Annotated in this window: 17 protein-coding genes and 1 pseudogene; 13 read left to right on the forward strand and 5 right to left on the reverse strand. The window is 44.1% G+C overall.

All coding sequences use genetic code 11. The annotated features are described in order from the left end of the window. Together P5674_RS10130 and P5674_RS10135 are read right to left on the reverse strand one after the other, a co-directional pair. Positions 1–92, reverse strand: a pseudogene (locus P5674_RS10130) (zinc ribbon domain-containing protein); the annotation flags it as partial. A gap of 261 nt (positions 93–353) precedes the next feature. Further along, positions 354–2,366, reverse strand: a complete 2,013-nt coding sequence (locus tag P5674_RS10135) for a GspE/PulE family protein (protein WP_187758012.1) — start codon at positions 2,364–2,366, stop codon at positions 354–356. Between the two features lie 588 nt (positions 2,367–2,954). Here P5674_RS10135 and grpE point away from each other — a divergent pair. The 6 genes from grpE (at position 2,955) to P5674_RS10165 (ending at position 9,097) form a co-directional block, all read left to right on the forward strand. Further along, positions 2,955–3,716, forward strand: a complete 762-nt coding sequence (gene grpE, locus P5674_RS10140) for a nucleotide exchange factor GrpE (RefSeq protein WP_006620592.1) — start codon at positions 2,955–2,957, stop codon at positions 3,714–3,716. A gap of 162 nt (positions 3,717–3,878) precedes the next feature. Beyond that, positions 3,879–5,855, forward strand: a complete 1,977-nt coding sequence (gene dnaK, locus P5674_RS10145; protein ID WP_006620593.1) for a molecular chaperone DnaK — start codon at positions 3,879–3,881, stop codon at positions 5,853–5,855. A 184-nt stretch (positions 5,856–6,039) separates the two neighbouring features. After that, on the forward strand, positions 6,040–7,170 hold the full coding sequence (gene dnaJ, locus P5674_RS10150) for a molecular chaperone DnaJ (protein ID WP_006620594.1): 1,131 nt from the start codon (positions 6,040–6,042) through the stop codon (positions 7,168–7,170). Positions 7,171–7,220: 50 nt separating this feature from the next. Next, a complete protein-coding gene (locus tag P5674_RS10155; RefSeq protein ID WP_006620077.1) occupies positions 7,221–7,481 on the forward strand; it encodes a sulfurtransferase TusA family protein in 261 nt (86 codons plus the stop codon). Next, entirely contained in the window at positions 7,478–8,698 is a 1,221-nt protein-coding gene (rsgA, locus tag P5674_RS10160) for a ribosome small subunit-dependent GTPase A (protein ID WP_315669972.1), read from the forward strand. Before P5674_RS10155 ends, rsgA begins: the two co-directional genes overlap by 4 nt. Before the next feature lie 33 nt (positions 8,699–8,731). Next, entirely contained in the window at positions 8,732–9,097 is a 366-nt protein-coding gene (locus tag P5674_RS10165; protein ID WP_006620596.1) for a hypothetical protein, read from the forward strand. Between the two features lie 87 nt (positions 9,098–9,184). On the opposite strand, the gene P5674_RS10170 is transcribed toward P5674_RS10165, so the two are convergent. The 3 genes from P5674_RS10170 to P5674_RS10180 all read right to left on the reverse strand — a co-directional run bounded on the left by P5674_RS10170 (position 9,185) and on the right by P5674_RS10180 (position 13,786). Next, positions 9,185–11,395 carry a nitrate reductase gene (locus P5674_RS10170; protein ID WP_315669973.1) on the reverse strand — a complete coding sequence of 737 codons (2,211 nt, stop codon included), beginning with the start codon at positions 11,393–11,395 and terminating at the stop codon, positions 9,185–9,187. A gap of 256 nt (positions 11,396–11,651) precedes the next feature. Beyond that, positions 11,652–13,154, reverse strand: a complete 1,503-nt coding sequence (locus tag P5674_RS10175; protein WP_014274818.1) for an MFS transporter — start codon at positions 13,152–13,154, stop codon at positions 11,652–11,654. A 110-nt stretch (positions 13,155–13,264) separates the two neighbouring features. After that, positions 13,265–13,786: a hypothetical protein gene (locus tag P5674_RS10180; RefSeq protein ID WP_014274819.1), complete on the reverse strand. Its 522-nt coding sequence runs from the start codon at positions 13,784–13,786 to the stop codon at positions 13,265–13,267. A gap of 374 nt (positions 13,787–14,160) precedes the next feature. On the opposite strand from P5674_RS10180, the gene P5674_RS10185 reads away from it, so the two are divergent. From P5674_RS10185 to P5674_RS10215, 7 genes are all read left to right on the forward strand, one after another. Next, positions 14,161–15,507 (forward strand): cytosine deaminase, encoded by a 1,347-nt coding sequence (locus P5674_RS10185; RefSeq protein ID WP_043468942.1) that lies wholly within the window; start codon positions 14,161–14,163, stop codon positions 15,505–15,507. Positions 15,508–15,597: 90 nt separating this feature from the next. After that, positions 15,598–17,079, forward strand: a complete 1,482-nt coding sequence (locus P5674_RS10190; RefSeq protein WP_043468124.1) for an SLBB domain-containing protein — start codon at positions 15,598–15,600, stop codon at positions 17,077–17,079. A 44-nt stretch (positions 17,080–17,123) separates the two neighbouring features. Continuing rightward, positions 17,124–19,346 (forward strand): GumC family protein, encoded by a 2,223-nt coding sequence (locus P5674_RS10195; RefSeq protein ID WP_014274822.1) that lies wholly within the window; start codon positions 17,124–17,126, stop codon positions 19,344–19,346. A gap of 183 nt (positions 19,347–19,529) precedes the next feature. Next, positions 19,530–20,831 (forward strand): O-antigen ligase family protein, encoded by a 1,302-nt coding sequence (locus P5674_RS10200; RefSeq protein WP_014274823.1) that lies wholly within the window; start codon positions 19,530–19,532, stop codon positions 20,829–20,831. Between the two features lie 20 nt (positions 20,832–20,851). Then, entirely contained in the window at positions 20,852–21,742 is an 891-nt protein-coding gene (locus P5674_RS10205; RefSeq protein ID WP_043468131.1) for a DUF6492 family protein, read from the forward strand. A 44-nt stretch (positions 21,743–21,786) separates the two neighbouring features. Further along, the gene (locus tag P5674_RS10210; protein WP_006620066.1) at positions 21,787–22,857 is read left to right on the forward strand and encodes a Gfo/Idh/MocA family protein; all 1,071 of its coding nucleotides are present in this window, start codon (positions 21,787–21,789) and stop codon (positions 22,855–22,857) included. After that, the gene (locus P5674_RS10215) at positions 22,854–23,879 is read left to right on the forward strand and encodes an NAD-dependent epimerase/dehydratase family protein (RefSeq protein ID WP_006620065.1); all 1,026 of its coding nucleotides are present in this window, start codon (positions 22,854–22,856) and stop codon (positions 23,877–23,879) included. Before P5674_RS10210 ends, P5674_RS10215 begins: the two co-directional genes overlap by 4 nt. Position 23,880 lies beyond the last annotated feature (1 nt).

The raw sequence follows: 23,880 nt of genomic DNA on the forward strand, positions 1-23,880 counted from the left end.
TGCGCCCATGTCAGCATGGCGCGGGCAGTCTTAGACCTGATTAGACGCTTCACCTTGGCAACCATATTGGAAGTCTCGAAGGGGGGCAAAAAATCAGGCTGTGTTATGGGATGGCCAGGGATGCGACCCAATCAACCAAGGGGTTGAAGTCCTCACCGGGTAGTCCCCACGCCCATTTCAGCTCGATTTCATACCCGAAGGTCTCGCACCATACTTGGTATTATACCGTATTGCCGTAAAATGTTAACCTAATTTGAGATTAAATCATGCTCCTTCTATTGTGAATGATTTTTTGTCCGGGTGGGTTCATAACGTGATCTCAAGTTCCCAGCCCAAGACTACTCAAAGGCTGTTTACATAGTAAACCGAGGAGTCAAACAATAGGGACAGTCCAACCATTCCGGCTTTAATTCCGCCGCACATCCTTTACAGGTCAAACCCTGCTTCCGTTTAGCCTTCAACTCCGATTCCAGAGCCGAATCTGTAAAGGTTACCCGTTCCACCTCCTCAAAAGTTGTATGGCCTTCACGCACCAACTGCAAACTGTAGGCTAAGAGAGTTTTCATCCCTTCCTCAACAGCAGCCTCCTTAATTTGTTCAGTGGGCGCTCCCTTAGTAATCAGAATTTGCATCCGCTCGGTTACTTTAAGGAATTCATAAACCCCAACCCGGCCCTTATAGCCTAGACCACCACATTTTTTACATAACTCGTCGCGATCGGCTAGTCCCCGGCGTTGATCTGCCGGAACAGTATTTGCCTTATAGAAAGTAATATCCACCTCCCCAGAAGCAGAAAGACCATAACGACCAAATTCTTGGGGAGTTGGGGTATAGGGTATACGACATTCAGTACATACCCGCCGCATCAAACGTTGAGCCAGGATACCCAACAGAGCGGCAGAGACCATGAAAGGTTCAACTCCCATCTCATCCAAACGAGCGATCGCCCCCGCCGCATCATTAGTGTGAAGAGTAGTTAAAACCAAGTGTCCCGTCAGAGCCGCTTCAATAGCAGTTTTCGCCGTTTCCAAGTCCCGCGTTTCCCCCACTAGCAAAACATCAGGGTCTTGTCGTAAGAATGCCCGCAGGATATTAGCAAAAGTCAAATCTTTTTCCCGAATCACCTGACATTGGGTAATACCAGGTAGAGCATACTCAATCGGGTCTTCCGCCGTACTAATATTAATACCCGGATCATTGCGCTCTGCCAAAACCGAATACAAGGATGTAGATTTACCAGAACCCGTAGGTCCTGTTACCAAAATCAACCCAAAAGGACGACTAGCAGTTTCTCGGACCATTTCCAAAGTTTCCTGGTCAGAGATCAACTTATCCAAACCCAATTGAGTCGAAGAACTATCAAGAATCCGCAGAACAATCTTTTCCCCATAGCGACTCGGCAGGCTATTGACCCGAAAATCCACCGTCCGGCCCTGATAAATCCGACGAATCCGGCCATCCTGAGCTTGGCGACGTTCAGCGATATCAAGATCGGCAATAATTTTAAAGCGGGAGGTAATAGCAGAAATCACCTTTTTCGGGAAACTAAAATATTCCTGCAAAACCCCATCTTTACGCATCCGAATCCGCATATCATGCTCTTGGGGTTCCACATGGATATCAGAAACACCCTCGGACAGAGCTCTCGCCAGAATCACATTCACAGCCTTAATAACTGGTGCAGTTTCCGCCTCTTGGAGCTGTGCATCGAGGTTCATGTCTCCCATGTCCTCAGAGGCTTCTACCAGTTCTACATCCTCAAACTCACCCTCGCCAAACTGGAGTTTTCTCTCTTCCTCCCGAGCCGCTTCTACTTGCTTGCGCTTAACTTCCTCCTCACCGTAGGCTGTAATCAGTTTGTCATAATCTTCTTGAGTAATAACCCGCCGCTGTAGTTTCCATCCTACCGGACGCAGGATTTGGTTTCTCAACTCATCCAAAGCACTCAGGTTATCTGGGTCAACCATTGCCATCATCACGCTAGGAGTTGGCTCCGACTCGATGATTTTCCAAGGCACAAAACGATGTCGTTTGCAGGTCTCAATAGAAGTTTCCAGCTTTTTGATGATTTCTTCTAGTTCAGCCACCGAAATCTGATCTATTTCTAGGTCAAAGGCCTCAACCCCATAGACAATTTTTAACTCAAATAGCTGTTGTTTTTTATAGTGACGGGCTAATTCCGGGGGTAGAGGCTGACCGGTAATGGATTCGAGAACTTCGGTGAGAGGTTTTCCGCCACGAGAGTCCTGAATAGCCTGCTGTAGTCGCTCAGGGTCAATATATCCTGACTGAATAAGTTTATTACCAAAGGGAGTTGCACTTTGAGCAACAAGAGCAGTTCGCCGGGGGGATGATGTATTGGTCATAGCTGGAGTCAGGTCCTTATGTCTAGGCTTCCCCAAAAAGTTGGGAAAGTTTCTTGGGTGAGTATGGAAGTCTCACTGTTAATTTACAGTTTAACCGCTGGTGCTATATCCACAACTAGGGACTGAGGACATTAGCCCTATTTACCTGGTGCTAAAGCTCAACTTACCAACGGGTGAATATGTTTTCCTGTCGCCGTGGGTGATAGGTTTATTTTGACACTTCTCGCCCTAAAGGGTCGAGGATTCTTCGTTCATAGACTTAACTTGATCTAGCAGGATTACTCAAACCAGAGTAGAGGTCAAATCTCCCCAAGGGTTTGGATTTATTATCCAAGTTCCCACCTGCCCCGTGGTACTCAAGACAATTTCTTTGGTAAGGTAACCGATCGCCGAATTAAGTTGATTATATGCAGCCGAGGGCATGAAAGTGTTACTATGGGATGATTTTAGGTATTTGAAGCCTATTGGATGCCTGAACGAATCGCGCCTGTAGTATTAAAATGGATCAAGATCACGAAAGCACGTTAACGGAGAGCGGAGTTTTCCCTAGGCTGTAGGCTCAGGGATGCCGTCGCTCAATTTTCTATTATGGACGATAACAAGCAGGAAGACATGGTTCCTAATTCGACAAGTGACAAAATAGATGAGACTACAGAACCTGTAGCATCAGATCCTGGGTCTGTTGATCCTGAACAGATTGACCAACAAACGGATACTGAATCTGATTTAACATTGGAGCAAGCAACGATCGCTGATGATGGTGAGGAAGCGAAGGACGCGGAAATGAGTTCCGATCCGATTTATATTGCCAATGAACAGCTTAATGAGCAGTTGCAGACCATAGCTCAAGCGCGAGAGTCCCTTCAGACTCAACTGATGGATATGACCAGTCAATATCAGCGACTGGCTGCTGATTTTGAGAACTTCCGTAAGCGCACACAGAAGGAAAAAGAAGACCTCGAACTCAATATCAAGTGTTCCACGATCGCGCAGCTTTTGCCAGTGATCGATAACTTTGAGCGAGCCAGAGCCCATATTAAACCCCAAAATGATGGTGAAATGAACATTCACAAAAGCTATCAGGGGGTTTATAAACAGATGGTGGAGTGTCTCAAACAAATTGGAGTATCCCCCATGCGCCCAGAGGGTGAACAGTTTGATCCTAATCTCCATGAGGCGGTGATGCGCCAACCGACGAGTGAGTATCCAGAGGGAACAGTGATTGAAGAACTGATGCGGGGGTATATACTAGGCGATCGCGTCTTACGTCATGCCATGGTGAAAGTAGCTACAGAACCAGAACTCTCAGATACCACAGAGGAGCCACCAGCAGAAGGTTCTGAGGATTAATCGCCTAAATCAACTCAATGGGCGCAACTACTGCGCCCTAAGTGTTATACAGCCAGGGAAAGGGGGGTAGACTTATGTAGTAAGTGGGTCTAGCTTCTAGGCTCTTATGTTAGAACGGGGATGGCTCTACCATTCATTGCACAAATTTATCGATGAGGAGCTATGGGAAAGGTCATTGGCATCGACTTAGGTACGACTAATAGTTGTGTGGCGGTTCTGGAGGGGGGTAAACCTGTAGTTATTTCCAGTTCAGAAGGGGGACGGACTACACCGAGTATTGTGGGTTTTGGTAAATATGGCGATCGCTTAATTGGTCAGCTTGGTAAACGACAAGCGGTGACTAATGCTGAGAATACCATATTTAGTATTAAGCGATTTATTGGCAGACGCTGGGAAGATACGGAAGTGGAGCGATCGCGAGTTCCCTATAAGTGCGTCTCTGGTAAAGATAATACAGTAGATGTCAAAATTCGTGATCAGGTCTACACGCCGCAAGAAATATCGGCGATGGTGTTGCAAAAACTCAAAGAAGATGCCGAAGCCTATTTAGGGGAAACTGTTGATCAAGCGGTGATTACGGTTCCGGCTTACTTCACAGATGCTCAACGCCAGGCCACCAAGGATGCGGGGACTATTGCGGGTTTAAATGTGTTGCGTATCATCAACGAACCCACAGCAGCAGCCCTATCTTATGGTTTGGATAAACAAGACCAAGACCAAACCATTCTGGTTTTTGACCTAGGGGGAGGCACTTTTGATGTATCTATCCTCCAGTTGGGAGATGGAATTTACGAGGTAAGATCCACATCTGGGAATAACCACCTGGGAGGGGATGACTTTGATAACTGTCTGGTGATGTGGATGGTAGAAACCTTTAAAAAACAAGAAGGGATTGATCTAACATCGGACAAAATGGCTCTGCAACGGATGCGCGAAGCAGCGGAAAAAGCGAAGATCGAACTTTCTAATCGCACCAAAACCTCGATTAACTTGCCATTCATCAGTGCTGATGACTCAGGACCAAAGCACCTAGAACTAGAACTGAGTCGCTCGGAATTTGAAACTTTAGTGGGAGACCTGGTAAAAAGTACCCTCGAACCAGTAACCCAAGCCCTCAAAGATGCCAGTTTAGAACCCCAGGATATTGATAAAATCATTTTGGTGGGAGGTTCAACCAGAATTCCCGCAGTACAGCAAGCAATTAGTAAACATTTTGGCGATCGCAGTCCCGATCGCTCTGTTAACCCCGATGAAGCGGTAGCCCTAGGAGCAGCAATCCAAGCCGGGATTTTGGGAGGAGAAGTCAAAGACCTACTGCTTTTGGATGTCACCCCTTTGTCCCTGGGTTTAGAAACCCTAGGGGAAGTGTTCACCAAAATCATCGAACGCAATACTACCATTCCCACCAGTCGTTCCCAAATGTTCTCCACCGCCACCGACGGACAAACCTCTGTGGAAATTCATGTGCTGCAAGGGGAACGAGCCATGGTTAAAGATAACAAAAGCCTGGGTAAGTTCCTACTGACTGGCATTCCTCCCGCTAAACGGGGTGTGCCACAAATTGAGGTATCTTTTGATATTGATGCTAATGGGATATTGAAAGTATCTGCTATAGATCGTGGCACAGGCCGAGAGCAAAGTATTCAAATCACCAATACCGGAGGACTGAGCGAGACGGAAATTGAGCGAATGCGACAGGAGGCAGAGCTTTACGCCGAGGAAGACGAAGCCCACAGACTGATTGCCGAGTTGAAAAATCAATCCCAGACCCTGTTCTATAATTGTAAGGTGACATTAAAGAACAATGCCAAAGCAATTAGTAATGAACTTAAAGAGCGAACCCGAACCGAAGCAGCCGCTTTAAAGAAAGCAGTTAACGACCCCAAAATCTCTTTAGGGGATATGCAACGACAAGTTGAGAGTTTCCAAAATTTGCTCTATGAGCTAGGTTCTGCGGTTTATGCAGCACATGAGCAGGGAGATAGGGGGAATGGGTCAGCGACTGAAGAACCCCAGATGCTAGACTCAGAAGAAGATGAAAGCACAGACTCTGACATGGACTCTGAAATCGGCAATAGTGACGAGACAGAATCTAAAGAATTAGAGGGCTCTGAGAGCCAAAGTCTGGGTGGTTCATAGAGATAAGTTGACCGCTAACGGTTAAATGGTCCCATTAAAGGTTGGGATGTGGGATGATGTAAAATAGGGGTTTCCCTAAACGGTGGGGTTGGTAGTTTATGCTTAATCCAACCCCTAGTTAAGGAAAGACCTAACTCTAGGTTTGTTCTGTAGTTTTAGTAATTAATTTTTAGAAAAAAGCTTTATGGCAGGCGATTACTATGATGTCCTCGGTGTCTCCCGCGACGCAGACAAGGAAGAAATTAAACGAGCTTACCGTCGTCTGGCTCGTAAATATCACCCGGATGTAAATAAGGAGCCGGGGGCTGAAGAAAGGTTTAAGGAAATCAACCGCGCCTATGAGGTGCTTTCGGAACCGGAAATCCGCGCCCGTTATGATCGCTTTGGGGAAGCTGGGGTATCTGGTGCTGGTGCAGGGGGCTATGGTCAGGACTTTGGCGATAGTTTTGCTGATATCTTTGAAAGTTTTTTCAGTGGTTTTGGTGGGGGTATGGGCGGCCCTACGGCAGCCAGACGACGCACGGGACCTACGCGAGGGGATGACCTGCGCTTAGATTTGCGCTTGGAGTTTAAAGAGGCTATTTTTGGCGGGGAAAAGGAAATCCGTATCCGTCACTTAGAAACCTGTGAGACTTGTAATGGGACGGGGGCGAAGCCGGGAACTTCTCCTAAAACTTGTTCTACCTGTGGGGGTAGTGGTCAAGTGCGGCGGGCGACTCGTACTCCCTTTGGTAGCTTTACTCAGGTTTCGGTTTGTCCTACCTGTAATGGTACTGGACAGATGATTGAGGAAAAATGCGTCAGTTGTGGTGGAGAAGGCCTGAAAGAGGTAACTAAAAAGCTGAAAATTACAATTCCGGCTGGGGTAGATAATGGCACGCGGTTGCGGGTATCTAATGAGGGAGATTCGGGAAAACGAGGTGGCCCGGCGGGGGATTTGTATGTATTTCTGTCGGTGGACTCGACACCGAATTTTAAACGTGATGGTATTAATATCCTGTCGGAGGTGAAAATCTCTTACCTGCAAGCGATTTTAGGCTGTACTTTGGAGGTGGAAACGGTTCAGGGTACGACTTCTTTAACTATTCCGGCGGGGACACAACCGAATACGGTGCTAACTCTGGAAAATCAGGGTGTCCCTCGTTTGGGAAATCCGGTGAGTCGGGGAGATCACTTGATTACAATTTTGATTGATATTCCTACCCGGATTACTAATGAGGAGCGAGAACTTTTGGAACAGTTGGCCCAAATTAAGGGAGAACGTACCGGAAAAGGAGGCCTGGAAGGGTTCCTTGGTAATTTGTTCCAAAAGTAAAACATTCGATTGATGGCTTGGATTGATTGTTCCTTTTGTGTGAAGAGTCTATGACTGGTTCAGATACTTATTCGGCTGATGCTAAACTTGATTTGCGCGGCACCCCCTGTCCGATTAATTTTGTGCGGACTAAGTTGCGTCTGCAACAAATGACACCGGGGACTTTGCTGGAGGTGTGGTTAGATGGCGGCGAACCTATTGAACAGGTTCCTGATAGCTTGGTGATGGAAGGATATGCTATTGAGGAGGTTTGCGATCGCGGAGAGTTTTTTGCGATTATGGTTCGTTGTCCGCCTGTGAAGAGTTTATGACGGCTGATCGCATAATGGGAACGGTAGTTGCTGGTCAGGCTAATTTTTATCAGGTTTGTCTGAGTCCTGACCAGTCTCCGTCTGGGAATGGGGCCGGGGGGGAAGCTAAACGGATGACTTTGCTTTGTACCTGTCGCGCTCGTTTAAAGAAAATTGGTCAGAAGGTGATGGTGGGCGATCGCGTGGTGGTCTCCTGTCCAGACTGGCAGGGGGGTACAGGGGTGATTTCTGAGATTTTACCCCGTAAAACTGAGCTGGCGCGCCCTAGTATTGCTAATGCAGACCATTTATTATTGGTGTTTGCAGTGGCTGAACCCGACCCAGATCCGGTGACTCTCAGCCGCTTTCTACTCAAGGCGGAGTCTACTGGGTTGGAGGTGAGTTTGTGCTTTAATAAGTGCGATTTACTGCCCCCTGATAGCCTCCGACAATGGTACGATCGCATGAGAGGCTGGGGATATGACCCTTTGATGATTAGTGTCTATCATGGGGTTGAATATCGCTTTGAGGGCGATCGCATGGAAACTTCGCCGACTCTGAATTTATCATCAAATTCGGCTGGGTTGGACAAACCCGGTTTCGGGGAAAGTTCGCCTTCCCTCACTAGAGATGGTGATAGAAACCAGGTTTCTGGCACTGCTAATTCTCTGCTGGATCGCTTGCGCCTGAAAACTACGGCTATCTCTGGTCCGTCTGGTGTGGGGAAGTCTAGTTTGATTAATAAACTGATTCCTAATAGTCATTTGCGGGTGGGGGAAGTGTCGGGAAAATTGGGGCGAGGACGGCATACTACCCGCCATGTGGAATTGTTTGAATTACATAACGGGGGTTTCCTGGCTGATACTCCGGGGTTTAATCAACCGGAATTGCAATGCGACCCTCACCAGTTGGGTAATTATTTCCCGGAAATTCGCGATCGCTTAACTAAGGGTAAGTGTCAATTTGATGATTGTTTGCACCGCGAAGAACCATCATGTGTGGTGCGTGGAGACTGGGAAAGATACCCCCAATATCTCCATTTTCTTGAGGAGGCGATCGAGGCTTGGGAAACGTCTCAACATCAACCACTAGAGGAGGATCGCCTCAAATCTAAAAGTAAATCTGGAGGGGGAAAACAATATGAACCTAAATTGCAGTCTAAAAAATATCGCCGATCTTCCCGTCGCTTAGAACACCAAAATTTACAACAACTTTGTGAAGATTTGGATGAGGTCTAAAACAACTTATCTATTAAATGGAGTAGCCGAGCCATGTCAGATTCTCCAACTACTACAGGCGCAATAACCACCGGATTAGTGATTGGTTTATTGTTTATGGGGGGCTTTTTTTGGGTAGGCTATTCGCTGCCATTTAGTCTGCTGTGTAGCTTTTTGGGTGGTGTATCTGCTTATCAATTAATAACTTGGTGGCATATAGACTCTCTGCCAAAGATTGAGGAGTCTAATTCCTCGAACCCAGAAGTTGGCAAGGTGTACAAGTCGATTCATAAATTTTTGTTTAAATCTCAGTATAATAAACAATCAAAAAAACTTGCCCATGAGCCAGTTTCTAAAGGTCCTGTGTCTCTGATGGGATGGGTTTTAAAAGAACATTCCAAACGCAATACAGATAATTAATCATCAGGAGAAACCGGGTTTTGGGGTTGCTATGGCAGGAAAAACCCGGTTTTAATAATTCATCATGTACCCTCCCAGCGGAGGTATTTAGACGGGAATAGTTGGATTGATTTTTTGTTGGTTAGGTTGGGTTTGTGAAGTTGGTAATAATTCGGGGTTAACTATTGATAATTGTACGGCACAGGCTTTTAATTCTGGTTGTTTAGACTCAGGACAACATTCAGGGTGAGTCATGGCGTTGGCTTCGGTATTATCTCCCCATAAAGCGCCCCAGTGCATGGGTACAAATACAGTTCCCGGTGCGATCGCTTTAGTAATTTGAGCGGGAAAATAAGCCTTTCCACGGCGCGATCGCACTTGCACTAAATTGCCGGATTCAATGCCTAATTTCTGGGCATCTTTGGGGTGAATTTCCATAAAAGGAGTGGGGTGCATTTTGCGGATTTTCTCAATTCTCCCGGTTCGTGTTTGAGTGTGCCAATGGCCGTATAATCTCCCCGTTGTCAACACTAAAGGATAATCTGGATCTGGGGGTTCAGCTAATCCTTTGGAGTAATAAGCCGCAAATTGTGCGCGACCGTCAGGGGTATTAAATCGTAAATCAGTATATAAACGTTTAGGGGTGCGATTAATTTCGGTTTCCGTCTCAGGACAAGGCCATTGAATAGGACCAGAAACCATTAAACGATGATGACTCAACCCAGATAAATCGCAGGGACGGTTACGAGTTAAGCGGACAAATTCTTGGTAAACTTGAGCGGAATTAGCGAAATTAAATGGTTTTGGAAAACCTAACCTCCGCCCTACTTCGGCGAAAATTTCCCAGTCGGCTTTAGCTTCTCCTAGGGGTTGACGAAAAGCCTGACATAAAGTGACGACCCGTTCAGAATTAGTCATAGTCCCGGTTTTTTCTCCCCACTGGGCGGCGGGTAGTAAAATATGGGCATATTCAGCGGTTTCTGTAGGATAATAAGCGTCCTGATAAATGGTAAAAGGCGATCGCATTAAAGCCGCTTTAGTCCTTTCTAAATCCGGCATACTGACTGCTGGATTAGTCGCCGCCACCCATAATAACCCCACTTTACCAGTTTCTAATCCGGTAATCATTTCCCAAGCATTCAAACCCACTTGGTCAGAAATCTGACCGGGTTCTAGTTCCCAAAATTGCTCAACCTCTCTCCGGTGTTGGGGATTTGTGACAACTCGATAACCGGGTAAAATATGGGCAAGTCCTCCCGCTTCTCTACCTCCCATAGCATTAGGTTGACCTGTTAAAGAAAAAGGACCCGCCCCAGGTTTACCAATATTTCCAGTCATCAAATGAAGGTTAATCAGAGTCCGCACTTTCGCAGTCCCTTCGGAAGACTGATTTATCCCCATTGACCACATAGATAAAACTCGTTGAGACTCACCCCACCACCTAGCAGCTTGTTCAATATCATCCAGACGAATACCACAGGTTCTGGCTACTAATTCCGGGGGATAAGATTGGATTACCTGCATATAATCAGGGAATCCTTTGGTACATTCATCAATAAATAAAGAATCTATAAAACCCCAACGCATTAAGAGGTTTGCTATACCATTAAGTAGGTCAATATCGGTTCCGGGACGGATGGCTAAATGTAGGTCTGCGGCTTCAGCGGTTTGGGTGCGGCGAGGGTCCACCACAATCATTTTGACTTGGCGATTTTTCTTATGGTGAACCCGCAAACGATTAAAAACTATGGGGTGACATTCAGCGGTATTAGTGCCAATTAAAAAGGCACAGTCGGTTTTTTCTAGGTCGTCATAACAACAGGGGGGACCGTCTGAACCGAAACTTTTGATATAACCGGAGACGGCTGAAGACATACACAGGCGGGAATTGGCATCAAAATTATTGGTTCCCAAACAGCCTTTAATTAGCTTTTGGGCGATGTAATAGTCTTCGGTTTGGAATTGACCTGAACCATACATACAGATAGCATCAGCCCCCATGGTGTGGCGGACGGTTTGAATGCGGTTGACAATAAGGTTATAGGCTTCATCCCAGGTGGCGCGACGAAAAGGTTGATCGAGGGTCTCTCGGATCATGGGATATTTCAGGCGGTTTTTGTCTATGGCTTCGGCAATTGTTGCGCCTTTGACGCAAACTTTACCGAGGCTGGAGGGGTGAGTGCGATCGCCTCTAACTTGCCAAATTGGATTTCCGAGTGAGTCTCTATTTGTGGCTTTTCCTGGTTGGGCGGGGGGTAAAACTTCTAAGCCGCAACCAACACCGCAGTAAGGACAGAGAGTTTTTGTCGATTGAGTCATTTTAGATTAATGGGTGGTAATTGTGGCAGTTTTTATTATAGGAGATCAGCCACCTATTGGCTGGCAATTGCGGGGGGGAGTTGACTGTGATTAATTGTCTGCTAAAATCAGCCAATTAATTAATCAATCCACCCCAACCGGAAGTTAATCACCGTAACCACGGAGGATAGTCATCTGGGAAGGATAGGGAATTATTGTCGGTTCAGGGGCGAGTAGCTAATTTAATGCTAGTGAATAACCCGCCCCTATTTGGGAGTTATTTAGCGACAGGGATCAGGTCTTCGTTGGTTTGTAATTCTCCTTCATGATGTTCGGCAAAAGATCCTTGAGGTTCTTTGAGGAAAAACCAACAGATGAAAGCGACAATCATGCTAGTTACTCCTAACATCTCGAAGAAAATTCGGTTGCCAATATCACCTTGTGGAAATAGGCTAAATAGTGTTAGATAAACGACTGCGCCGACATTTCCATAAGCGCCGACATTTCCGGCAATTTGTCCAGTGACACGACGTTTAATGAGGGGAACGATCGCAAAACTTGAACCTTCCCCGGCTTGTACAAAGAATGAACAAGTCATGGTTAAAAGTACGGCGACAGGTAGCAACCAACCACCATGAACTCGACCCATAATTAAATAAGCAAATGCCATTCCCGCTGTCAGAGCTGCCATGGTATTTTTACGGCTACCTAATTTATCAGAAATTAGACCTCCACCAGGGCGAGACATTAGGTTCATGAAAGCATAACTAGCAGCTATCATTCCAGCGGCTGGTTTACTGAGTCCGAAAGTCCCCTCAAAGAAAGCGGGAAGCATTGACACCACAGCTAATTCTGAGCCAAAGTTGACAAAATAGGTCAATTCCAAAATAGCAACTTGGGAAAAATTGTAACGGTCTGCGGGGGGATAGTGTTTTTGACCAAGGATTAATTCTTTATTAGCTTCCCAGCAGTTATAACCTTGGAAAAGGTATAAACCGAATAAGGCTACCCAGACGATATAAAGTTGAGGTTGGGTCAAGAAACCCACTTTACTTAAACGCCAAGCTAGGATACCCAAAACACCAACTAGGGGAATATTCATAATCATCAAAAACCAGAAGTCTTTGGGGGTGGTAACTTCTAAGCCTCTGGCGCGTTGGGGTTTGTGATAGACTTTTCCGGGGGGGGTATCTTGGACATTAAAGAAGTAGAAAGCACCATACACAGCGGCGATAATTCCTGTTAATGCTACGGCTACTCGCCAGTTAATTACGCCGCCAGAACCGAAGGTTAAAATGGCTGCTAGAGTGGGTAAGCTAAAGGCGGCAGCGGCGGAACCAAAATTACCCCAACCGCCATAAATTCCCTCGGCTAAACCGATTTCTTTGGGGGGGAACCATTCGGCTACCATGCGGATACCAATTACAAATCCTGCACCAACTATGCTGAGGGCTAAACGGGAAATTACTAATTGATTAAAGTTTTGGGCTAAGGCAAATGCTGTACAGGGAATTGCTGCATAAATTAGCAGTAATGAGTAGGTGATTCTGGGGCCGTATTTGTCTAGCAGCATCCCAATAATAATCCGGGCGGGAACTGTGAGGGCGACATTACAAATGGCGAGGGTACGAATTTGACTTATTTCTAAGCCCATATCCTCTTGAATTGCTGTGGCTAAAGGCGCGAAATTGAACCAGACTACAAAGGAGAGAAAGAAGGCGAACCAGGTTAGGTGTAGGATTTTGTATCGGCCTTTTAAAGACCATAATTCGGTTAGCATTTTGATTAAATGGTGGTGGGTTAAACAACAGGGGGAATTAGCTTGAGTGATGACTGAATAAGTTGGGCCTAATTACTCAATCCTAAATCCAGGTAATTGATGAGGGAATATTATTCGGCAACCCAAGGGTTAACTTGTAGACTGCCACTGGGGGCCATGACTACGAGAAATTCAGCCTGGGGTTGGTCGGAGGTGGTGGCTTGACTTAATTGGGGAATGGGGGTCTGATTAAGATATTTGGCGGCGGCGGGGTTGATGGTTTTGTATTGGGCGATCGCACCTGTTTGATTGACTGAGACCTGATAAACTAGGTTCTCGGTAAAGGTGGGGTACTGTTGCCAGTTTTGGTCAATTTGGGTGTATAATTGGCTGGTTAGCTGGGCGATCGCATTCGGATCGGTTATGGGGGTTACGGTGGCGGCTACTGTTGGGGTTTCTACGGTTTCTGGGACAACTTCGACAGCAGTTACAATGGTTTCGGCTTGGGGTTGCTGTTGTGCGTAATGGTTGGATAGTAGTTGCTGCCAACTGTTGATGTAAAATCCTGAAAAGGCAATTAAACCAATTACTGATCCGATTTTGAGACCGACAGAAGAGGTTAATGAGTTGGGGGTGGTTTGAATGGATGTCATGGGGATTTTCTGATAGTAAAGTTGACTAGCACGGGGCTACATTTCCCTAGGTTTATGAGCGATCGCCTCTTGATTTGATAATAACTTTTATGGCTTGGGCTATATCAAAAACTAGGATAAGCACATCAAAACTAGCCATAAATTTAGGATAACTGTATAAACAGCAACCTATATATAGGTGATTGGGGGAATGAGATCCGCAAATTTAACTACTCCTAAAGCCGCCGAAAATTTGAGCGATGACTTTAAGAATTAATCAGTAGGTTAAAGCTGAAAAATCAGTTAAAGTGTAGCTAATATTACAAAATCCTAAGTTTGATGAACTTTTTGCATATTAACAATGTTATTTTTGCATGATGGGGTAAATGGTGGTCATGATTAGTATTCCCAAAAGCGATCGCTACTGGCTAAAAAATGCCCATATTCCCTGCTGTTTATTGGAAGTAAGCCAACCGGACTGGTTAAGCCAGCAGACGCGGGAGGGGCTAATATTAATGGATGTGGAAATTGCATCGGGGAAAATCAGCCAACTGCGACCGGCTGGAAATAGGGAGGTGGCTGATATCCCCTGGGTAGACCTGCGGGGGGGACAGCTTTGGCCCTGTTTTGTGGACTTACACACCCATTTAGATAAGGGCCATATTTGGCAGCGATCGCCTAATCCCGACGGGACTTTTACCGGGGCGCTAAATACCGCGATTTCTGACAGTGAAAAATACTGGAGTGCTGAAGACATCTATCAGCGGATGGAATTTGGTTTAAAATGTAGTTATGCCCATGGGACCCAGGCTCTCCGCACCCATTTAGACTCAGCCGGAAAACTCACAGAAATTAGCTGGGAAGTATTTAACAGTCTGCGGAAAAAATGGTGCGATCGCATATTTTTGCAAGCTGTATCCCTCGTATCTCTGGATTATTACTTAACCCCCCAGGGAGAAAAACTAGCCGATAGAGTAGCAGAAATGGGTGGTATTTTAGGGGGTGTCGCTTATATTAACCGTGACCTTGATCAACAAATTAAGCGAGTATTTGACCTAGCCAAAGACCGGAATTTATCCTTAGATTTCCATGTAGATGAAAATGGCGACCCTGATTCTAACACCTTATATAAAATCGCCGAATATGCAGTCAAATCTCAATTTGAGAATCCGATAATTTGCGGACATTGTTGCAGTTTATCCGTCCAGAATCCCGAAGTAATTAACCAGACCATTAATCTCCTCAAAGCATCTAATATAGGGATTGTCAGCTTGCCCATGTGCAATTTATATCTGCAAGATAGACAATATGATAACCATTCACATACACCCCAAACTCCGAAATGGCGAGGTGTGACACTTCTGCATGAATTAAAACAGGCAGGAATCCCCGTAACAGTAGCCAGTGATAACTGTCGTGATCCATTTTATGCCTTTGGAGATCATGATGTTTTAGAAGTCTTCAAAATGTCAGTCAGAATCGGTCATTTAGATCATCCCTATGGTGACTGGCCCCAAATCGTCACCAAAACCGCCGCCGACTTAATGGGATTATCAAATCGAGTTCGGCTTGGGGTAGGCATTTCCGCCAATCTCATCGCTTTTAAAGGCAGAAATTTCAGTGAATTACTATCGCGATCGCAGCATGATCGGGTTATCATCAGAAATGGTGCATCAGTATCAGCCTCTATTCCCGACTATTCTGAGTTAGACAACTTAATAACTAGCCACTTCAGAGAATAGCCGTTACCATGAGGAAGAAAGCCTCAGCCTTTAACTCATTGTCAACTGTATATTTTATGTTTGATACTGCCAATGTATTGACTCTCACCTATGACTGAGCCATCATTTCAAGCTAATACAACTAATCCTGTCAAATCTTCCCAGGCTACAACAGTGATGAGTTGGGGGTTAATGTCCCTATTGATATGGCATACCAGCACACCTATCAGCCTAGCCCAAACTCAACCTTCTATCCCCACCATTACCCCCGCCTCAATTCGTGTTCCTGATGCCTATACCCTCGGTCCAGGAGATTTGCTAAGGGTAGATATTCTCGATGTTCCTGAATACAGTGGCGAATACCTAATTTTGACTGATGGCACACTCAATCTGCCCCTAATCGGTCAAATTAGCGTAGCTGGGCTATCAGTTTCTCAACTGACTGAGAAAATTTCCGCCGCCTATACTCCCTTTGTACAGCAACCATTCCCCAGCGTGAGAATTATTACACCCCGTCCCATTAGCATTGCCGTTGGGGGGGAGGTGCAACGACCAGGAACATACATTCTACCCCTTTCTACCTCTAACACCGTTGAGCGACAATTTCAGTTCTATACAGTAACTCAGCTTCTCCAGCAGGCGGGTGGGATTACTCAATCAGCAGATATTACTCAGGTTAAGGTGCAGCGACAAGACCCCATTAGGTTAAATATTGTCGTCAACCTCAAGGAATTGCTGGAAAATGGAGATTTAAGCCAAGATCTGGTTTTGCGCGATCGCGATACAATTGTAGTACCTACCGCCGAAAATCTTGATCCTGTCGCTATTCGACAGATTAATTCTGCTAATTTTGCGCCGGAAGAGGTCGCCCCTTTTCAGGTAGTTATCGTCGGGGAAGTATTTAATCCGGGAACCTATATTATGGGGGAAGGAATGGCCAATTTACCCGAATTACCGACCATTACTCAAGCTATACAAAGGGCGGGAGGTATTAAGCCTCAAGCTAACCTGCGTCGCATTCAATTACAAAGACTTACTCAGGCGGGTGAATTAAAGACTATAACTGTCGATTTGTGGCAATTACTGACCACAGGTGATGCTACTCAGGATATTAGTTTACAGCCGGGAGATTCTATTATAATTCCTACCGCTAGTGCAGTGCCTCCCGATGAGATTATTTCCCTAGCAAGTGCTAGTTTCTCCCCGAGAACTATGATGGTTAATGTGGTGGGAGAAGTGACACAACCGGGGGCGCTTCAAGTACCAATTAATACAACCCTTAATCAAGCTATCTTGGTGGCGGGGGGGTTTAATCGGCGGCGGGCGAATACTGGCTCCGTGGAACTTCTGCGTTTGCGTCCTGATGGTACGGTTTCCCGTCGTCAAATTTCTATTGATTTTCAAGCCGGACTAAATGCACCCAATAATCCCGTTTTACAACGAGATGATGTGGTGGTGGTGAATCGTTCAGCTTTAACTGAGGCGGCTGATACTTTTGAAGAGGTGTTAAGACCTGTGGGTGGTCTAATTGGGGTCTCGGCTTTACTGAATATCATTCATATTTTAACAGAGGATAGAGATAATAATAATTAAATTTATTGATCAGATTGTGTTCTTGTCTATAAGAGGTAATGGTTATGGATTTTAGTAATATTGAACACCGAGAATCTATTGATTTAGATTTGGGCAGATATTTACAAACATTGAAACGCCGATGGTTTTGGCTGCTGGGGGTTTTTGTGCTAACTGTATCTGGGGCTGTATATGCTACCCAATTCTTGAGCCCAACTTATCAAAACTCAGGCAAAATTTTATTTAAGGTAGACCGCACTTCTTCTTTAGCTGGTATTGGTGAAGGGTTGGGGGAATTGAAAGCACTATTGGCGGATCAGACTCCTTTGAGTACCCAGATAGAATTAATGCATTCTAATCCTTTGCTAGAAACTGTGATTGAGCGCTTGAATTTAACTAATGAAGATGGTGATCCAATTTATCCAGAGGATATTAGACGCAATTTAGATATTAGAATTATCGGCGGGACGGATATTGTTCTGTTAACCTATCAAAGCAAAAATCCTCAAGAAGTTGCTGATGTGATTAATACCATTATGGAGGTTTATATTGAGGCGAATGTGTCTGGTATTCGACAAGAAGCCTCGGGGGCAAAAGAGTTTATTCAGGAACAACTACCTAGGGTACAACAGGAGTTGTTTCTGGCGGAAAAATCTATTCAAAATTTTAAGGAAAGAAATGAGATAGTAGACCTGGGAACGGAGTTTGCTATATCAGTACAGGAAATGGCGCAGTTAAATCGCAATATTACTACCTTAGAAGCTGAATTGAATGCGGTGCAATCTTTGGTTAATTCCTTGGGAAATCAAGTGGGCTTGAATCTGGAAGAGGCTATAGCGGTAAATACTTTAAGTCAGTCTCCGGTGGTGCGATCTGCTTTACAAGAATTGGAGAACGTGGAGGGTGAGTTGGCTCAGGAACAAAGACGTTTTCGAGATGAAAATCCCCGGATTATTTCTTTAAAGGGAAAGCGAGATAATCTGGAGAGTTTGTTACAGAGAGAAATTCAAGTTTATTTGGGTAGTGGCAGAGCCTTTTCTCGCGGGTTGCTCAGGGTTATGGATGTCAAAAATAACAAGATTGAAGAGTTTGTTAATGCGGAAATTAGGCGAATGGATTTGACTAAGCAGCTTGACTCTCTCTATGAGGCGCGTGATGGTTTGGAAAGAAGAGCTAGTATCTTGCCACAATTAGAACAACAACAGCAGGAACTTGAGCGCAAGGCTGAGGTGGCTCGTCTGACTTATCGGACTTTACTACAAAATCTTGAGGAAGCGCAAGTGGCAGCCAATAAGATTACCAATAATGCCAGAATTATCGAAACAGCTAACGTTCCAGACGAGGGAAGAACGGCAAAAATACAGTTGTTGGCTTTGGGGGTCATGGGGGGATTGGTCGCCTCAACTACTTTATTGCTGTTGATGGAAATGGGCGATAAATCTCTGAGGACGGTGGCGGAAACTAGGGATTTATTGGGATATACTTTGTTGGGTATTATTCCTTCTTTTGCAGATCCGCCTTTTTACCGCTATTTTACCGGAGGCGATCGCTCTTCTGTACAGGTTCCAGTAGTGGATACACCCGGTTCCTTAATTAGCGAAATTTATCGGATGATTCAGGCTAATTTGAAGTTTTTGGGCTCCGATCGCAAGGTGCGGGTAATTGTGGTCACCAGTTCCGTACCACAGGAGGGAAAATCAACGGTTTCCGCTAATTTGGCGGCGGCGATCGCCCAGCTTGGACATCGGGTGATACTCATTGATGGGGATATGCGACAACCGATTCAACATCATATCTGGGGTTTAACTAATGCGGTGGGATTAAGTGATGTACTCGTGGAAGAGGCGACTCTTTCCGAAGCCGTGAAGCCGGGAATTGACCAACTCGATATTTTGACCGCTGGGGTGACACCACCCAATCCGTTAGCACTTTTGGATTCTCGACGCATGACTTCCTTAATTCGGAATTTTTCGGAGGAGTATGATTTTGTAATTATTGATACACCACCATTGGTATTAGCCGCCGATGCTTTAACTTTAGCTAATATGGCTAGTGGGGTGTTAATGGTTGCTAGACCCCGAATTCTTGACCGCGATAGTGCTAAATCGGCTAAGGAAATATTAGGGCGATCGGGTCAGCGGATCTTGGGGACAGTGATCAATGGGATTAGCAAGAATGAGTCCACTAAGTATTTCTATCATGCTCAACGCTATTTCCCTCTCCAAAAATCCCATCGGCGCGATCGCTCTGGGTCCCCACAGAAAATATCTTCTAAGAATTCTTCTTAGATATCAGACCACCCCGATACCCGGTTAATTAAGTCTGGGGACTCCCTCAAATCAACAACTTTACCAAAACTTTACATAATCTACATTAATTTTTACATTTCTATCTGACTTTCACTAATCAAAATGCTATGATGCACAGCAGGTAACAGGGTGTTGATTTAGACAAAAAACATCAATATTTTAATGGAAAAATACTTAAAATATGTGGAATCGAGTTTTACGGTTTTTGCCATTATTCACTATAGCGCCAACTGGTTGCCTCTGATTTTATCTGGCGGCGCAAGCGAGGGTGATGGTACAGATATCAATTCCTTTGATTTTAGATTAAATGTTCTGCTGTTTCTGCTGACTTATTTAGTTTCTGTCGCTTTACTCCTGCTGCGGTGGAAAAAGTTTTTAATTGCTGCTAAAAGAGGGCCGGTTATCTGGGTGATGATTTTGATTGCGATCGCCTCCTATTTCTGGTCAGATTTTCCGGCTCGTACCCTCAAAAGTTGTATTGGCTTAATTGGAACTACACTATTTGGTATTTACTTAGGTAGTCGTTATACCCTCAGAGAACAACTGAAACTTTTGGCTATTTCCTATGGAATTATTGCCGTCCTCAGTGTGGTTTTTGCGATCGCATTACCGCGTTATGGCATTGAACAAGCCGTTCACTATGGGGCTTGGCGAGGCATATATAACCATAAAAATCTTTTAGGAAGAGGCATGACATTAGGTGGTATAGTATTAATTTTATCACCCGGTCTTTTTGAGAAAGGAAAACGCTGGATGGCTCATGGGGCGATCGTCATTGCTTGTTTGCTATTGGTCATGGCAAAATCATCAAGTTCCCTGATTAATTTTACAGTTTTATTTACCAGTATCATAGCCTATCGGGTGCTGCGATTTCGCTATATTTTACTGATTCCTTCATTTTTAGCCATTGTCACTTTAGGGGGTACTATTTTTTATATCTATACTGAAAATATTGATGAAATACTGGGATTAATTGGTAAAGACCCAACCCTTACCGGTCGTACTGAACTGTGGGTTTGGGCTAGAGAAATGATTGAAAAACGTCCCTATTTGGGATACGGTTATACCGCTTTTTGGCAGGGATTAGATAGTGCATCAGCCTATATTATTAGATCTGCAAGATGGCCGGTTCCTTATTCCCATAATGGAATACTCGATATGTGGTTAGACATCGGCTTATTAGGTGTTATAACTTACTTTTTAGGGTTTACAATTAACTTGTTAAGGGCAGTTTTTATGGCCCGATTTAGTGTCGGAATAGAATACTTTTGGCCCTTAATATTTCTAACTTATTTACTATTAACTAATGCAACTGAAGGAGGTATAATTTCTCAAAACAGTATATTCTGGGTATTATATACAGCTTTATCAATTTCAATTATGGCACCCATTGAAAAACCAAAACCATCTCATCCTCAATTTGATGCATCAAGATCATCAAAACTACTCCCTGACTTGAATTGATTTAAATCTCAATTAAAATTATGAAGATCACGTCTCAACCTCCTGGCTCAGAATACAGCTTTTGTTTGATTACACCGAGTTATGCACCGGACTTTGAGAGATGCCAATTTTTGTGTTATACAGTTGATAAATTCATACCTTCATCAACAAAGCATTATATTATTGTTGCTCGAAAAGATTTATCAATGTTTCAATCACTCCAAAATAATCGCACAGAAATTCTAGTTGTTGAAGAAGTGATTCCTAGGTGGATAAAAAGGATACCTTTTGTCAAAAATGGTTGGTTTAGCTTCAAAAGTCCTCCCATTAGTAACTGGCTGCTTCAGCAAATTATTAAGCTGTCAGCGGCTAAATTTGTGTCTGAAGATGTTTTGATGTTTGTAGACTCAGATGTTGCCTTTGTGCGTCCTTTAAATCCACAGGAACGATTTGTTAAGGATGGAAAAATTCGCTTTTATCGAGAGCCTAACTCAATTCCTCGCCTTTGGGAGTCTCATTATAGTTGGTATAAAACTGCTAGTCAATTACTGATTACTCCCATGATGGATTTTCCGGCTCCTAACTATATTGGTGACTTGATTACCTGGAAAAGAGATAATATTTTCAAATTATATGAACACCTAGAGAAAGTGTCTGGACGTTATTGGGTGGAAACCATCTCTAATACTTGGAATTTATCTGAGTATATCCTCTATGGAATGTTTTGTGATTATATTCTAGCCCATGAAGCAAATCATTATATTGATGAAACCTACCCCGGCTTACGCTATTTTGGGACAGAAAATTTATCAGAACAACAAATCAAGGATTTTTTGTCTGAAATTGAGCCAGATTATGTCACAGTTATGATTTCAGCCAAAGCTGGTATTCCGATTAAACGCTATCAAAAATTACTGGAAAACATTAATTAGTGTGAAATCAAGTAAACTATTTTTCTAGGATTAAATTAATTGTAATGGATACAGACACTCAAAAACCTAAGTTAAAAGCAGCCGTTATTGGTACCGGGTTGATTTCTAAGGAACATCTCAGTTTTTTGTCTACCTCGGAAAGGGCTGATTTAGTAGGAGTTTGTGATATTTCCCAAGCTGCTGCTAACTATGCGGTTAAAAGATTCGGTGCTGAAACTGCTTATACAGATTATCATCAAATGCTAGAGCAAGCCCAGCCGGATGTTGTGCATATTTTAACACCGCCTCAAATCCATAAAAAAATGTCTATGGATTGTCTGAGTGCTGGGGCTCATGTGATTTGTGAAAAGCCGATAACTCCCACTTATGATGAGTTTAAAGAACTATGGGATTTTGCTAAAAAATGCGATCGCCATTTAATCGAAAACCAAAATTATCGCTTCAATCAGCCCATTCTAGCATTGCAAAAGCTAGTTGAAGATGGAACCCTAGGAACAATCGGCGAAGTAGAAGTCCGCATGGCATTAGACATCCGCAGTGGTGGACGATACGCAGACCAAAATCTACCCAGTCCAGTCCATAAACTGCCAGGGGGTGTAATTCATGACTTTATTACCCACTTGTGTTATCTTGCCTTATTATTTATACCAACTTTTGATTACGTCAAAGCCGGATGGAATAATCATGGTGGCGGCAATTTATTTAAGTATGACGATTTAGATGCACTGATTTTTTCCGGTCATCAACATACTCGCATACGGTTTAGTGCTTACACTCAACCCGATTGTTTTTCCGTGACAGTTCGCGGTTCCTTGGGTTATGCAGAAGTTGATTTATTTCAACCCTATATTCGCTGTGTAGTCCCTCGTGCCGTTGGTAAACAGCTTTCCCCTTTGGCTAATCAGTTTGCTAACGGTTGGACTTTCATGAATGCCAGCTTTACTAACTTTCGTCGGAAACTTTTACAAAAGACTCCCTATGAAGGTTTACATAGTTTATTAGAGCAGACTTATCAAGCCTTACAAGAAGATAAGCCGCTACCAATTAGCTTTGAAGATATGGATAAAACCAGCCGTTTAGTTAACGCATTAATTGCCGAGGAGAATCATCTATGAAATTGTTTATCACTGGCGCATCTGGATTTTTAGGACAGTATATTGTCACGGAAGCCTTGCGACGGGGACACCAAGTAAAAGCCGTACTTCGTCCCCAAACTGATGAGACCAAATTCTCTTGGTTTAATCATCCTAATGTAGAAATTGTCCGCATAGATTTAAGGCAATCATCAGGCTTGGTAGAAAGTCTGCAATCTGTGGATGCTGTCATTCATTTAGCCGCCTCCAAGTCCGGGGATTTTTACACCCAGTTTGCTGGTACAGTCATATCTACAGAAAATGTCTTAATTGCTATGCAAAAAGCCGGGATTTCTAAGCTCATAGCCATTAGTACCTTTTCAGTTTATGATTATGTAAAAATGCGATCGCATCAAATTTTAGACGAAGATTCTCCCATTGAAGCTGACCCCTTAAATCGTGACGAATACGCTCAAACCAAGCTAATTCAAGAACAACTTTATCGAGATTTTGAGCGAGATGGTGGACAAGTTGCCATTATTCGTCCGGGGATGATTTACGGTCGAGATTATCTTTGGAATGCTTGCTTAGGTGCCGAAATAGGGGATAGTGCCTGGTTAAGAATCGGAGGTAATGCAATTATGCCTTTAACCTATGTCGAAAACTGTGCCGAAGCCATTGTCATCGCCGCCGATAAAGAGGCAGCCTTTGGACAAACCTTAAATATTATCGATGATAATTTACCTGCTCAAAATGTCTATGCCCAAAAACTCATAGAAACCATGGATAAAGTCCCCAAAATATATTTTATAAACTGGTTTTTTATGGGATTAATTGCCAATATGGCTTGGCTATTTAACCGCGTATTTCTTGAGGGTAAAGCTCGTTTACCAGGTATTTTAGTCCCCGCCAAACTACAAGCTCGTTTTAAACCACTGCGATATAGCAATCAAAAGGCTAAAAAGATTCTAAACTGGCAGCCCACCTATTCCCTAGATCAAGCCTTTGAACGTTCCTCTAGCACCGAATATTTATTAGCAGTTTCTGTACCAAAATCAAGTTAGT

The sequence above is a fragment of the Limnospira sp. PMC 289.06 genome (assembly GCF_032350395.1).
Lineage (GTDB): Bacteria > Cyanobacteriota > Cyanobacteriia > Cyanobacteriales > Microcoleaceae > Limnospira > Limnospira platensis.